Annotated in this window: 15 protein-coding genes; 13 read left to right on the top strand and 2 right to left on the bottom strand. The window is 34.4% G+C overall.

Annotation, left to right across the window (positions count from 1 at the left end):
• The first annotated feature begins 30 nt into the window (after window positions 1-30).
• Window positions 31-396, top strand: a complete 366-nt coding sequence (locus tag BUC31_RS06190; RefSeq protein ID WP_073242227.1) for a four helix bundle protein — start codon at window positions 31-33, stop codon at window positions 394-396.
• Between the two features lie 72 nt (window positions 397-468).
• Window positions 469-1,605, top strand: a complete 1,137-nt coding sequence (gene hemW / locus BUC31_RS06195) for a radical SAM family heme chaperone HemW (RefSeq protein ID WP_073242229.1) — start codon at window positions 469-471, stop codon at window positions 1,603-1,605.
• 256 nt (window positions 1,606-1,861) lie between these two features.
• On the opposite strand, the gene BUC31_RS06200 is transcribed toward hemW, so the two are convergent.
• The gene (locus tag BUC31_RS06200; RefSeq protein ID WP_073242231.1) at window positions 1,862-2,149 is read right to left on the bottom strand and encodes a GIY-YIG nuclease family protein; all 288 of its coding nucleotides are present in this window, start codon (window positions 2,147-2,149) and stop codon (window positions 1,862-1,864) included.
• 433 nt (window positions 2,150-2,582) lie between these two features.
• Here BUC31_RS06200 and BUC31_RS06205 point away from each other — a divergent pair, with 433 nt between their 5' ends.
• The 11 genes from BUC31_RS06205 to BUC31_RS06255 all read left to right on the top strand — a co-directional run bounded on the left by BUC31_RS06205 (window position 2,583) and on the right by BUC31_RS06255 (window position 12,186).
• Window positions 2,583-3,329 carry a cyclase family protein gene (locus BUC31_RS06205; RefSeq protein WP_073242233.1) on the top strand — a complete coding sequence of 249 codons (747 nt, stop codon included), beginning with the start codon at window positions 2,583-2,585 and terminating at the stop codon, window positions 3,327-3,329.
• A 2-nt stretch (window positions 3,330-3,331) separates the two neighbouring features.
• Window positions 3,332-3,691, top strand: coding sequence for a DUF4260 domain-containing protein (locus BUC31_RS06210; protein ID WP_073242235.1), 360 nt, complete (start codon window positions 3,332-3,334; stop codon window positions 3,689-3,691).
• Complete coding sequence (locus tag BUC31_RS06215) at window positions 3,684-4,304, top strand: DUF4230 domain-containing protein (protein ID WP_073242237.1); 621 nt, start codon at window positions 3,684-3,686, stop codon at window positions 4,302-4,304. Before BUC31_RS06210 ends, BUC31_RS06215 begins: the two co-directional genes overlap by 8 nt.
• Window positions 4,305-4,362: 58 nt before the next feature.
• The gene (locus BUC31_RS06220) at window positions 4,363-4,722 is read left to right on the top strand and encodes a Dabb family protein (RefSeq protein ID WP_396627748.1); all 360 of its coding nucleotides are present in this window, start codon (window positions 4,363-4,365) and stop codon (window positions 4,720-4,722) included.
• Between the two features lie 9 nt (window positions 4,723-4,731).
• Window positions 4,732-5,274: a GNAT family N-acetyltransferase gene (locus tag BUC31_RS06225; protein ID WP_073242241.1), complete on the top strand. Its 543-nt coding sequence runs from the start codon at window positions 4,732-4,734 to the stop codon at window positions 5,272-5,274.
• Window position 5,275: 1 nt separating this feature from the next.
• Window positions 5,276-5,629: an MmcQ/YjbR family DNA-binding protein gene (locus tag BUC31_RS06230; RefSeq protein WP_073242243.1), complete on the top strand. Its 354-nt coding sequence runs from the start codon at window positions 5,276-5,278 to the stop codon at window positions 5,627-5,629.
• 130 nt (window positions 5,630-5,759) lie between these two features.
• The gene (locus BUC31_RS06235) at window positions 5,760-6,377 is read left to right on the top strand and encodes an ExbD/TolR family protein (RefSeq protein ID WP_073242245.1); all 618 of its coding nucleotides are present in this window, start codon (window positions 5,760-5,762) and stop codon (window positions 6,375-6,377) included.
• A 4-nt stretch (window positions 6,378-6,381) separates the two neighbouring features.
• Window positions 6,382-6,864, top strand: coding sequence for an ExbD/TolR family protein (locus BUC31_RS06240; protein WP_073242247.1), 483 nt, complete (start codon window positions 6,382-6,384; stop codon window positions 6,862-6,864).
• A gap of 89 nt (window positions 6,865-6,953) precedes the next feature.
• The gene (locus BUC31_RS06245) at window positions 6,954-8,726 is read left to right on the top strand and encodes a MutS-related protein (protein ID WP_073242249.1); all 1,773 of its coding nucleotides are present in this window, start codon (window positions 6,954-6,956) and stop codon (window positions 8,724-8,726) included.
• Between the two features lie 143 nt (window positions 8,727-8,869).
• On the top strand, window positions 8,870-11,176 hold the full coding sequence (locus BUC31_RS06250; RefSeq protein ID WP_139251904.1) for a hypothetical protein: 2,307 nt from the start codon (window positions 8,870-8,872) through the stop codon (window positions 11,174-11,176).
• An 8-nt stretch (window positions 11,177-11,184) separates the two neighbouring features.
• Window positions 11,185-12,186, top strand: coding sequence for a metal-dependent hydrolase (locus BUC31_RS06255; RefSeq protein ID WP_073242253.1), 1,002 nt, complete (start codon window positions 11,185-11,187; stop codon window positions 12,184-12,186).
• An 87-nt stretch (window positions 12,187-12,273) separates the two neighbouring features.
• On the opposite strand, the gene tamL is transcribed toward BUC31_RS06255, so the two are convergent.
• Entirely contained in the window at window positions 12,274-14,559 is a 2,286-nt protein-coding gene (tamL, locus tag BUC31_RS06260; RefSeq protein ID WP_244534008.1) for a translocation and assembly module lipoprotein TamL, read from the bottom strand.
• Between the last annotated feature and the right edge of the window lie 9 nt (window positions 14,560-14,568).

The following is a 14,568-nucleotide window of genomic DNA, read 5'->3' on the forward strand; positions in this document are numbered from 1 at the left end:
GTAGTACGCGGTAACCATTAAAAACAATTTATGCAGTTTCAAGATTTATTGGCTTATAAAAAGTCTTTTGCATTAGCAATGAAGATTTTTAATATTTCAAAATCCTTTCCTAAAGAAGAGAAATATTCCTTGACTGACCAAATTAGACGTTCCTCTAGAAGTGTAAGTGCTAATATTGCAGAAGCATATCGTAAAAGAAGTTATCCTAAGCATTTTGTAAGTAAGTTGACAGATAGTGACGCGGAAAATTCAGAAACTCAAACCTGGCTAGAGTTTGCATTTAAATGTGACTATATTGACCAAATAACATTTAATGATTTTATAAAAGATAGTGAAGAAGTTGGTAAGCTGTTAAACTATATGATTAATAACCCAAGTAAATTTGGTTCAAACTAATAACTGTAAACTGTTTACTGAATACTGGTACTGCCTACTGAATACTGGTACTGCCCACTGAAAACTGAAAATATGTCCGGTATCTACATCCACATTCCATTTTGCAAACAAGCATGTCACTATTGTGATTTTCATTTTTCTACCACTATGGGGAAGAAAGAGGCGATGGTGAGTGCATTATGCAGAGAATTGGAACTACGAAAAGAGGAGTTCTCTAATGTCGTTGTAGAGACAATCTATTTTGGTGGAGGAACGCCGTCTGTTTTAGAGACTGAGGAAATTGAGCAGTTGATATATGCGGTTCGTGAGCATTATGATATTGTAGACAATCCGGAAATTACGTTAGAGGCGAATCCTGATGATTTATCCGAAGAGAAAATACTGCAGCTGGCAGCTAGCCCTATAAACAGGTTGAGTATCGGAATTCAATCATTTTTTGAGGAAGATTTAAAGCTGATGAACAGGGCGCATAATGCCTTAGAGGCAGAAAAAAGTCTTCAACTGGCTAGTGAGCATTTTGATAACATTTCCATTGACCTTATTTACGGAATGCCCAATATGACTTTAGATCGTTGGAAACAGAATATTGATAAAGCACTCGTTTTCGGGATTCCGCATATCTCAAGTTATGCCCTTACGGTAGAGCCCAAAACCGCACTGGCGAAGTTTGTGGAGGATGGATTGATTACCCCCACCACCGATGAAGAAACCCAAGAGCATTTTAACTTATTGAACGATACTTTATTGGCAGCAGGATTTGATTGTTATGAGATTTCCAATTTTGGAAAACCTGGGTATTACTCTAAAAATAATTCCGCCTATTGGCAGCAAAAAAAGTATATAGGTATTGGTCCGTCTGCACATTCTTTTGACGGTGTACGTAGAGGGTGGAATATTAATAATAATCCAAAATACATAAAATCGATAGGACAAGGTATAGTACCTATGGAGGTTGAGGTGCTTTCTGCTACCGATAAATATAATGAATATGTAATGACAGGTTTACGTACTATTTGGGGAGTATCTTTAAGTAGAATTTCCGCCGAATTCGGACCTAAATTTAAAGAGTACGCCTTAATGCAAGCAGATAAATATATAGAAGAGCATTTACTTTTTGTTGATGGCGACGACATCCTCAAAACTACCAAAAAAGGTATGTTTTTAGCTGATGGTATTGCCGCAGATTTATTTATGGTGAATTTGAAATAACATATAACGCACTGTCAGTTCGAGTGGTTTTTTATTGGAGTGAAACGGAAATAATAAATAGTATCGAGAACAGGGCTAGGAACATACGAGTTCTCGATACAAATTTTCTCGTTCCTCGTAAATTCACTCGAAGTGACATGAGTACTAGAAACAATCATTTTGCTAGGGTTAATGTTAAACGTTTTGTCAGTTCGAGTGTTTTCTGCAAGAAAATGTATCGAGAACAGGTTCGGAACACGAATACCCCTCGTTCTTACTAAAACTTCTTTTTTGCGAGGTTTGGTAAATCATCATACTCCCCATTAATAAGTGCTTGTTTCTTCACTTTTGACCATTTTTTTATCCGTTTTTCTGTTTCTATAGCCATATTTGGGTCAGTTAATTCACAATAATAAACAAGATTTACAGGTCTTCTTTTGCTTGTGTAACTATCCTTATACTTTCCAGATTGATGAGATTCTAACCTTTGAGTTAGGTTAGAAGTTATTCCAGTATAAAAGCTGTTGTCAGCACATTCCAATATATAAACATAGTAAGTAATCACCTTTTCAATTTACGATTTAGATTGTTCATACGAGTTCTCGATACAAATTTTATCGTACCTCAAAAATTCACTCGAAGTGACATGAGTGCTAGAAACAATCATTTTGTTAGGGTTAATATTATACGTTTTGTCTTTTCGAGTGATTTTTTATTGAAGTGGAACGGAAATATAAAATTGTATCGCGAACAGGTTTGGTGTACGCGAGCTTCTCGATACAAATTTACTCGTACCTCGAAAATTCACTCGAAGTGACATTGGAGCAATAGATTAAAAAATAAATGTTTTGTCAGTTCGAGTGTTTTCTGCAAGAAAATGTATCGAGAACAGGTATGGAACACGAATACTTATCTCTTCTATATTCTTTAATTATAACCGCGCAAAAAGTTGTAATTTTCTTATCTCAAAGCTATCATGTAAATTGAGGTTAAATACAATGAAAACTACCATAACCCATAATGCTAAAGAGTACGAAATAGACTTGTCTAAACCCTTGGACATTTCCATATCTATTACTAATAAAGACAATAATGTAAACGCTTGGTATGTTGATGCTCCAACAATAGAGCCTCATAGAGAAGCTAATTTTACGGGCAGTATTGTGGCAGGATCTAGTACTAATTTTTATGACATTTCTTTCAATCCGCATTCTCATGGTACACATACGGAGTGTGTAGGGCATATATCTGCTGAGCATCAATCTGTAAATCAAAATTTACAGCAGTTCTTCTTTTTGGCTGAGGTGATTACTGTACATCCATCCGAAGAAAATGGAGATTTAGTAATTACGAAAAAACAACTTAAAAATGCATTGGGTAATCATACTCCAACAGCATTAGTTATACGAACGTTACCTAATACCGTATCAAAACGAAATAGGCAGTATTCGCATACTAACCCGCCTTACATATTAGAAGATGCGATGGTGTTTATAAGAGAATTGGGTGTGGAGCATTTGTTGATAGACCTACCATCTGTCGATAAAGAAAAAGATGATGGCAAGCTTTTGGCCCATAAAGCCTTTTGGGACTTCAACGGTGAGGTAAGGCTAGAGGCTACTATAACCGAATTTATTTTTGTGCCAGATAAAATTGTTGATGGTCCGTACTTTTTAAACTTGCAGGTAGCACCCTTTGAAAATGATGCTAGCCCAAGTAGACCGGTACTTTATAAAGTAGAATAATCATGAAAAACGTATTGAAATTAGAAGAGTTTGCCTTATTGATTCTGGGTATTTTTATGTTCGGCTTATTAGGGTATCAATGGTGGTGGTTGCCAGTTTTAATATTGACCCCAGATATATCTATGTTGGGTTATTTACTAGGTTCAAAAATGGGCGCAGTTTGCTATAACGTTTTTCATCACAGAGGTGTAGCCATACTTTTATACTTTGTAGGTATCTATTTTATGTTGCCCATAATGCAATTAATAGGTACAATTCTTTTTATACATATAGCCATGGACCGTATCTTTGGCTACGGACTCAAATATGATAAAGGGTTCAAGTTTACTCATTTAGGAGAAATAGGAAGTAAAAATGGATAATATTTTTGATACCATTCTTGGTTTAGTTTTAGGTGCAATTGGCATGTATTGGCTTTTTAATTTTTTTAAAGGCAAGAAAAGTAAAGAGATAACAACGCACCAGTCTACAGTGTTATTAGAGAAAATGAAAAGTGTTTGCAAGTTGATATCTGTAGAAGGTGAGTTTGCCGAAATATACAAATATGAAAATGTAAAAGATTTTTTAAGTCTAGTAAGTAGCAAAAAGAAAGCATTGGTGGTTATAAAGGCGAAAGCGCATATAGGTTATGATTTAAGCAAGCTTTTAATGCATACCGATGAAAGTAAGAAAATAATTATACTAGATAATTTTCCGCAGCCAGAAGTATTGAGTATTGAACCTGAGCTAGAGTTTTACGATGTAAAAAGCGGATTTTTCAATTTTTTTGCCCCAGATGATCTTACTAAACTTAATGCAGAGGCGAAAGCACATATACGCGAAAAAATTCCGGAAAGTGGCTTGATGGATACTGCTAGAAAAGAGGCTTTGCAGACAGTTTTGATTATGGAAAAAATAGTAGAAACTATTGGGTGGACATTAGATTATTCTGCGCTTGAAATTCCGCAAAAGCAAATTGACTTACTCGCAAAATAACAATAAACAACTAAAATTGATAATGAAAAACGTAATTTGTATCCTTGTATTAACACTAATGACTACAGTAACTTTTGGTCAAAATGATAAAGAAATGACAGAATTCGATTCTAATTTTTCCCATACCGTATTTTTCTGGTTGAAAAACCCTGATAATCAGGCAGACCGTACCGCTTTTGAGACTTCATTACGTAAGTTTTTAGATAATTCCGGTTATGCTAAAACAAAATTTATTGGTACACCTCCAAGAGCTAGTAGAGATGTAGTAGATGGTTCATTTACCTATTCTTTAATTGTAAGTTTTGATTCTGCAGAGTCTCAACAAGCTTACCAAGATGAAGCTCCGCATAAACTGTTTATTGCAGAGTCGGAAAAGCTGTGGTCTAAAGTAATCGTTTACGATTCAACAGGAATCTAAAATCAAACTATGACTTTTAGAAAGGCTGCCGAAGTAGATGTTGAGAAAATAGCAACCTTACATTCGGTAAGCTGGCAGCAAAATTATAGAGAATCTTTTAGTGACCATTTTTTAGATAATCTGGCATTCGAGAATAGATTGATTGAATGGAAAAAGCGCTTTGAGCATCCGTCAGATAATCAGTTTGTTTTTATAGCAGAGGAAGATGGCGAGTTCTTGGGTTTTATGTGTGCCTATTTCAATCATGATATTCAATATGGAACATTGCTAGATAATTTACACGTAAGTCTTAATACTCAAGGAAAAGGTATAGGTACAAAGTTAATAGCAGCTTTAGCGGAAGAAATTGTACAACGAAATGGAGAGAATGGCTTCTATTTATGGGTGTTAAATACCAACATTGCTGCAATTAAATATTATCAAAAGATAGGCGGCGTCGCAATTGAAACTGTTGAATCTAACGATATAGGTGATAAGACATTTTTAAAGATTAGATACTATTGGCAGAATGCCTCAGAGTTTTTAGAAAACGTAAGAGTCAAAAGATCATAAAATGAATGTTGAAGAATACCGAGAATACTGCATTTCTAAAAAAGGAGTAACAGAATCTTTTCCTTTTGATGAGACAACGTTGGTATTTAAGGTAATGGGCAAAATGTTCGCCTTATGTGGATTAGAGCATGTGCCCTTACGTGTAAACCTAAAATGTGACCCAGAAAGAGCCATAGAACTTCGCGAACAACATGAAGGCATTATTGAAGGTTGGCATATGAGTAAAAAACATTGGAATACTGTTTACCTAAATCAAATATCTAAAGAACTTACGCTAGACCTTATTGATCACTCGTATGATTTGGTGGTTTCTAAGTTGACCAAGAAGTTAAAAGCAGAACTAGAAGCACTATAGTATTTAGTGTACAAAACTTTGTACAATTAGTAAAGCGGTCTGTTCCCTCACTCAAAAGCATCATTCACTCATTCTAACTTTTCTTTAGCACTCAATTTTCAGTACTTAATAGTGTATAAAACCACTATTCATGAAAAACCACAGATCTCCTCAAGAAGTAAATGCCGGTTCTATGGCAGATATCGCTTTTCTATTATTGATTTTTTTCTTGGTCACTACATCTATAGAAAATGATGCTGGACTTAACCGTCTAATGCCTCCGAATGATAATGAAGCTATTGTTGATATCAGAGAGCGAAACCTTTTTGAAATTAGTATTAATAATAGTGATCAAATAATGGCAGAAGAGGAAATCATAAATTCAAAAATCCTTAGAAAGAAAGTAATCGCCTTTATAGATAACGGTGGTTATACATTGGGTATGGATGGATATTGTGATTATTGTAAAGGCGACCGTTTACTAGATTTATCTGAAAATCCTGATAAGGCTATTATTTCTATAAAAACACAACGCAATACGAGCTATCCGGTTTATGTAGCTGTACAAAATGAAGTGATTGCAGCTTATAACGCCTTGCGTAATAGAGAAAGTTTACGATTGTTCAATACCCCTTATGAAACCATTTATTCTGATTATTACAATGAAGAGATTAATGATGACCAAAAGGGACAATTAAAAGAACGCCTTGAAATTATAAGAGCACTTTATCCGCAGAAAATTCTAGAACCAGAAACCGTAAATAACTAATACCATGATAAAATTCAACAAGTATAGATCTAGTAAAAGCTTGCCGCCTATATCAACAGCATCATTACCTGATATTGTTTTTATACTTCTCTTTTTCTTTATGACGGTTACCGTTATGAAGAATCAGAATTTATTGGTGGAGAATACCTTGCCAACTGCAACTGAAACTGAAAAATTGGACAAGAAAGACCGAGTTATAGAAATTTATGTGGGTAAGCCTACTGCAGAAGCCAAGGCCAATTTAGGAGATGAGCCTAGAATTCAAATGGACAATAAGTTTATAACTGTAGGTGAAGTTGGCGATTATGCATTACAAGCTTTGTCGTCAATGCCAGAGCATTTAAAAAGTGTAGCAACAGTATCTATTAAAGCAGATATTGGAGTGAAAATGGGTATTATAGAAGACCTTAAAAGTGAACTTCGTATGGTGAATTTGTTGAAAATAAACTATACCACTTATGAAGGTACCGCTGTAGATAATTTATAAAATGAAATGAGTGTTTTTAAAACTGCTTTCCATTTATAGAAACCAGTTTCGAAGGTTATCTTTGCCTTTTCTATAATAGGTTGATATTCATGAATAATTTAGAGGAATTTTACACCCAACGCGTACAAAAGTTTGATGAGCTTATAGAAGCCTTAAATAAGAAACTATTTTTATTTAGCACGTTGCGGTTACTGATCTTTTTGGGTACTATCGCTGCACTTTATTTCGCTTCGGTAAATGCAAAATATGTAGTTGCCGTGTTATTTGTAGGTATACCATTGTTCTTATTTTTAGTAAGTAAGTACACAAATCTAAAACTTCAAAAAGCTAAAATTGAAGAGTTGCGAAATATCAACTTGGTAGAATTGCAAGTGCTAAAAAGAGACTTTTCTAAATTACCTAACGGAAAAGAATTTGCCGATGACATTCATTTTTTCAGTCAAGATATAGACTTGTTTGGTGAAGGTTCTTTTTATCAAATTTCTAATAGAACAAAACTTGCTGAGGGTAGCCTTTTATTAGCAGATATTTATAAAGAGAATTCTATTGCCGACATTACTGAAAAGCAAGAAGCTATTGCTGAAATTGGCGAAAAAGTAGATTGGCGACAAGAGTTTTCTGCAATGGCAGCATTGACGAAAACAGAGACTTCTACACATACCATTGCCAAATGGTTAAAGAATTATGAGCCTTTTGTGCCAAAGGCAATGAATTTTATTCCTCTTATATTTTCAATTATTTCAGCAGCTATTTTTGTCGCTTACTTTTTAGATTACTTGCCTGAATCTGTTTTAATAACATGGTTGGTTTTAGGTATGATTATCGTCGGACTTTTTACTAAAAAAGTGACTAATTTAGGGCAGAGCGCTACCAAAATGAAATCTACTTTTGACCAGTACAATCAGTTATTGGCAATGATAGAAACGACAGATTTTACATCAGATTTATTAAAAAAACAAAAGGCAAACATTTTAAGTAATGGCGAACATAATTCTAAAGTTCTAAAGAAATTCGCATCACTTTTAAGCAACTTGGATCGTAATAATAATCTACTCTATTTAATTTTTGCGAACGGATTTTTCCTTCGCTCATTAACTGATTGCTTAGCCATTGAAAAATGGATTGAGGCACATGGTAAAAGTGTAGAAATATGGTTCAATACCATTGCATTTTTTGATGCCTATAGTAGTTTAGGGAATTTTGCTTTTAATCATCCGAATTTTACATATCCGACGATTACTAATGACGGAGTGGTATTGAAATCTAAAAATGCAGGTCACCCGTTATTAGACCCAGCAAAAAGTATATTGAATGATATTACTATTGATGGCGGACAGTTTTTTATCATTACCGGTGCAAATATGGCTGGTAAAAGTACGTTCTTGAGAACAGTATCACTGCAGATTATGATGGCAAATGTAGGTTTGCCAGTTTGTGCGGAGTCAGTAACCTACTCACCTATAAAATTAATTACCAGTATGCGTACTACAGATTCATTGACTGATGATGAATCGTACTTCTTTTCAGAATTAAAACGACTTAGGTATATCGTAGATGAAATTCAGACCGATCGCTATTTCATTGTTTTAGATGAAATCTTGAAAGGAACAAATAGTACCGATAAGGCTTTAGGTTCAAGAAAATTTGTAGAACGCCTAGTGAAAAGTAAATCCACCGGAATAATTGCTACCCACGATCTTAGTCTTTGTGAAGTTGCCGATGAATACGAAGCCGTAAAAAATCATTATTTTGATGCTGAGATAATAGATAACGAATTACATTTTGATTATACGTTCAAAGATGGTATTTGTCAGAATATGAATGCTTCTTTTCTCTTAAAAAAAATGGGGATTATTGAATAGAAGGTTTTTATTCTTAGATTTAATGTTGTAATCATTTTCCGTCTTTTTTCATGCATAGAATTTCGTTTTTATTCCTCATACTATTTTCAAACATTCTTCTGTCTCAAAACGATATTGGCAATAATTTGGTCAAGGAAAAATTCTTGAAATATTTTGAGTTACCTAGAGAGTCTGTATTTCTACATACTAACAAAACAACCTATATAGCCAATGAAGAGGTATGGTTAAAAGGTTATGTCTTTGATAGGCATAATAGTAAACCTTTCAGTCAAACTTCAACAGTTCACGTTGGGTTGTATAATGTTGATGGTAAGAAATTTAACGACTATCATTTTAAAGCTGAAAATGGTTATTTTAAAGGTAATATCGCAGTTGATTCAATGCTTGCTAGTGGTGAATACTATCTTCGTACAAGTACAAATTGGATGAAGAATTTTAAAGAGGATGATTCATTTGTTCAGAAGATCACCATCTTAAATGAGAAGCCAATTGAAAAGGCTAAATCTGTTAAAGAATATGATATTCAGTTTCTGCCAGAAGGCGGTAATTTAATAGGAGATACACCTGGGGTAATGGGGGTGAAAGTAACAGATATTAACGGCTATGGCGTAAGAATAGTAGAAGGCTCTGTATTTGATTCTGATAATACTCAGGTAGCTAGATTCTATACTTCAATTTTTGGCTTAGGGAAATTCAACTTTAATCCGAAAGCGGGTACTACCTATGTTGCAAAAATAGAATTTAGCGATGGTAGTGTGCAAACGACCACCATACAAAAACCTTCAGCAATAGGTATTTCTTTTAGCGTAAAAAATGTCGATGATGATCGGTTAATTATTAGTTTAACTACCAATGCCGCAACAAAAGAGGCGATTAAAGAACAACAGTTCTATTTATTGATACATAAAGACGGTCATGCAAATAGAATACCGATCACTTTTTCAAAGAACAAACTATTTGTATCGAGGGTTTTAAATAAAGAAGTGCTTAACAAAGGGATGAATATTTTAACCCTGTTTAATCCAGATGGTAAGCCTATAGCAGAGCGATTAATATTTAATTATTCTAACCTTTTAGATTCACAATTAGAAGTAAGCAAATTGTCTACTGAAGAAGATTCGTTGAGTATTCAATTGAAACTTCTTGATACTAGTAAAGGGATACAAAACTTGAGTGTATCTGTTTTGCCAGAAAAAACAATATCGAACAATAATCAAAACTCTATTTATAGTGCATTCTATTTAAAACCTTATATAAGAGGATTCATTGAAAACCCTAGATATTATTTTATAGATGTTACCGAAAAAAAAGAGAATGACTTAGACTTATTGTTAATGACCCAAGGTTGGTCTAAATATGACTGGAACGATATTTTTAAAGGACCTCCTGGTCAATTTTATGAATTTGAAAACGGAATAGATTTAGAAGGAACCATTTATAGTAAAGGGGTTACATCTGAAGATAAGCTCTTAGTTAGTTTTCCAGATGGTCGAAGTAGGTATTTAGACATTTTAGACAATAGATTTTTAATTCAGAAAAATTTTCCTGTAAAGGGTGAAACCTTAGATTTTACGCTCATTGTTAAGAATGGAAAATTGGCTAAACCGAATATTGGTTTGAATATGAAGTTAGGGGCAATACCTGATGAAATTGATACTATTTGGAAAGAAAAAGTAGAATTTGAAGATGAAAATAGTTCTAGCGAAATAAAAGTACCAGATTTAATTTCTTCTAATAATACTATCAGTTTAAATGAGGTTACTGTAGTTGAAGATAAGATAATGGCAACGGTAGAAAGCAATGTGTTTATCCCTAAGTATTTAAAAGGAAAAATGACCGAAGTTACTGAAGATATTGAGTTTAGTTTTCCGCTAATAACTGAGATAATAGCTTCAAGAGGGTATTACGTAAGAGAAGAGTTAAGTTTTGGTAGTACAGATCGCCTTATCATTAGAGCAAGAACAGTACAATCTTTCCTCTCAGGTAACGCGCTGCCAGTTCCTGTAATTTATTTAGATAATGTAAGATTGACCACACTCGATATTTTATATCGAATGCCTACAAAAGAGGTAGAAAGTTTTTTAATAGATAAAACAGGAGCAGGCGAAGGAGCAAGAGGTGCTGGTGGCGTAATTCGTATTTACACCAGAAGGTTGCCTAGAGATTATAATGAAAATTACAGTAAAGATGAGAATGTTTTTAAGTACCAACTTAAAGAAGGATTTGAGCCTGTTAAGAAATTCTATACCCCTAAATACACCTCATACCTTTCTAATGAATTTGAGAATTTTGGCACTATTCATTGGGTTCCTGAATTAAAGACTGATGAAAATGGAATAGGCACATTTAAAATTTTAAATACACTGCAGAACAATGTGACCTTTTTCGTTGAAGGCATGAGTGCAGAGGGCGATTTAATTTCAGCAGAGCAAAGTCTTATAATTGAATGATATTTTAAATGGATTCATTAACACAAATAGTTCTCGGAGCAGCAGTTGGCGAAGCTGTACTGGGTAAGAAAGTTGGGAACAAGGCAATGCTTTATGGTGCCATTGCAGGTACTATACCCGATTTAGATGTTATAACCCGTTTCTTCTTAGATACCGTTACTGCTACTGAATGGCATAGAGGTTTTAGTCACTCCATTTTCTTTTCTGTATTATTTGCACCTGTTTTTGGATGGCTTGTTTGGAAAATAAACAAGAAAGAATCGGCTACTTGGAAAGAGTGGTCATGGTTGATGTTTTGGGGATTATTTACTCACCCATTATTAGATGCTTTTACTACGTGGGGCACACAATTGTTTTGGCCCTTTGAAACCAGATTGGCGTTTCAGAGTGTTTTTGTGATTGACCCGTTATACACGGTTCCGTTTATTATTTTCTTGATATTAGTTTTGTTTCAAAAGCGAACTTCTATGAAACGTAGAAAATATGTGAAGCTCGGACTTATAATTAGTTCTGCTTATTTGGTGTTGACCTTGGTTTTAAAAGGCATCGCTTTTTATAAATTTGAGAAAGCCCTTAATGAGCAAGGTATTTCGTATACTGAAATGAATACAAGGCCTGCACCTTTGAATACAGTTTTATGGATGGCAAATGTGGATACTAAAGATGCTTATTTAATGGCAGATTATTCTTTTTTTGATAGCCAACCAATTTCATTTATATCATATCCTAAAAATCATGAATTGCTGGGTAAATGGGAAGGTAATGATAAAATAATGCGACTTATAAAAATAACCGAAGGCTGGTATACGATTACTGAAAAGGATGGACAATTGTATTTTAATGACCTAAGATTCGGACTCATTAGTTTAAACGAAAATGAAAGTCAATTTGCATTCAGTTATAAATTAATACCTGAGGGAGATGATTTAATTGTAGAAGAAAGACCGAAGTTTAAAAGAGATGCTAAACGGTTAATGGCTGCACTGTGGCAACGAATGTGGGGGAATTAATAAAAGAAGGTTTCGACTGCGCTCAACCAGACATTCAAACTTTATTAAAGTGTAAATTAAGTAGCTACTCAACTCAAGCGGAGTTTCTTAAAATGGATAACCGATAGCAAAGTTTAAAGTCATATTATTATCTGCATTTCCAAAGAAAGGCGCATTCCAACGTTTGTTTTTTTCCAAGTACGGTATACGTAGTGGGGAAGCTAGATCTAAACGAATTACGAAGCTTTGAATATCTAACCGCACACCAAAACCTACACCTGCCGCGACTTCACTTAACCAATCTTTTTCAAATTTACCATCTGTAAAAAGTGCTTCAGACGAAGTACTAATAGATTCGTCATCTAAAAGGTCAGAGTAATCTCCCGTTAGCCAAACATTACCGGCATCAACAAAGAAGGCGCCTTTTAAATAAGAGAATAACGGAAAGCGATACTCCACATTGGCTTCTAGTTTTAAATTACCGGATTGGTCGTAGTAATCTGTAGTGTCATCATCTGAATCCGGATAAAAATTACCAGGTCCTAAAGATCGAATATCAAAAGCACGAATACTATAAGGACCTCCAGAATAAAATTGCTTAACAAAAGGTAAAGTAGAACTGTTACCATAAGGTACACCCCAACCTGCATATAAACGAGATACTAAAGTGCGTTCTTTTTCCCACCTTAGGTATAATCGTAAATCGGCGTCTACTTTTGCATATTGTGCATATTCAGAACCAAAAATAGTATTTGAACCTCCACTTGCAAGACTTAACATATTACCAGCTAGATCAAAATTTGTAGTAAAATAGATAGGGGTTTCTTTATCAAGGTCAGATACCTCGTCATACGTAAAGCTATATAGCAAACCGGCGATAAAACGCTGTTCGAAACTTTGAGTTAAATATTCATTATCATCAAGAATAGTCTGAAACTCATCTGTAACATTAGATAATTTTGAATAGTTGATACTAATAGGGTCTAATGTGTGGTATACATATTTGTTCTCTTTCCAGGTGTACCCAAATGTGCCATTCACAGAACTTAATGTAAACAGATCACTACGTTGTAGAAAATCTACCCCAAGAGATATTTTGGTTTTTGGCACTGCATATTTAAATCTGCTTGGTGAAAAAGGGATGGATCTAGGTATAATTAAGTCTGTACTTATTCCACCTGCTATACTGGTTAAGTTGGTGTTGCTGCTATTAGACAATTGTAACTCGTAAGAGAAATCAGCAGAAACGCTGAATGTTTCACCACCATTAAATACATTTCTATTGGTATGACTTAATAAAATGCCCGGGCCGGTGTATCCATTAGATTTTGAAACAGCTTGTAACTCGGCTCTTATCGAGCGTTTGGTCAAAGGTGCCAAATAGATGCTTGCAGCCAAAGAACCACCGTTACCGTCAATTGCAGTAGTATCTAGTTCGGTGTATTGTATGTTTACATACTTATAGCTACCTAAAGCAGATAATCTACTACTTGTTTGTTTTGATGTGTTGGCATCATACAAATCACCTTCATTGAATAATAAGTACGACTCTAACAACTCGGGTTTAAAATACAATTCATTCTGAATAAAATCGATACTGTCAATTTGTGTGACGTTTTCTTCGGTCAAGGGCAATGTATCGCCTTCAATCGAGTAATTCGGGTACACTGTAATAGAATCGATAGAGTAGGGGATAGAGGCACGTGTTGGCACATCTTTCTTCAGCCTAAGAAAAAGATCGAATTTTCTATTGTTATATTGATTGGTATCAGCCTCAAAAATTAATAAATCTTCTTGACTGTTATAAAACCCTTTTTGTTTAAGTCTGTTATTTAAACGTGCTCTTTCTGCCTTCAATAAATCTAAATCAAATCGGTCACCTTTTACTAGAGCTGTTTCCGGCAGCATTTTTTCAATTTCTTTATAAATAGGTAAGGAGTCAGATTCTAACGTATAGTTTTCTAACACATAGGGTTCTGGTAATGTAGCCGTGTAATTTACAGATGCAAAGTTGCCGTCAACAACTGTTTCAGATGCTGACCTACTGTAGAAAAAACCGTTGTTGTCTAACCTGTTCAGTATTAATTCTTCTACCCGTTCAGGATTTACATCAGAGAAATAAACCGGTTCTTCACCAAAAGATTTGTTCAAGAATTTATAAAGAAATCCAGGTTTTTCTCGCTGCGCCTTGTAATGAAAAAATAGGGCAGGTTTCATTCCTAAAAACTTGGTATTAGGGTTTGGCTCAATAAGGCTAAGTAATTTTGTTTTTACCTCTTTACTGTCTTTCAGCTCACTTTCTGTTTTTAATTTTAATTCAGCACCAGTATATAATTGCTCCCCTTCAGGTATATATTTTTCTATACCGCATGAATAGACAAGCAGAAACGCCAAGCAGAATAA

It is taken from the genome of Maribacter aquivivus (genome assembly GCF_900142175.1).
Lineage (GTDB): Bacteria > Bacteroidota > Bacteroidia > Flavobacteriales > Flavobacteriaceae > Maribacter > Maribacter aquivivus.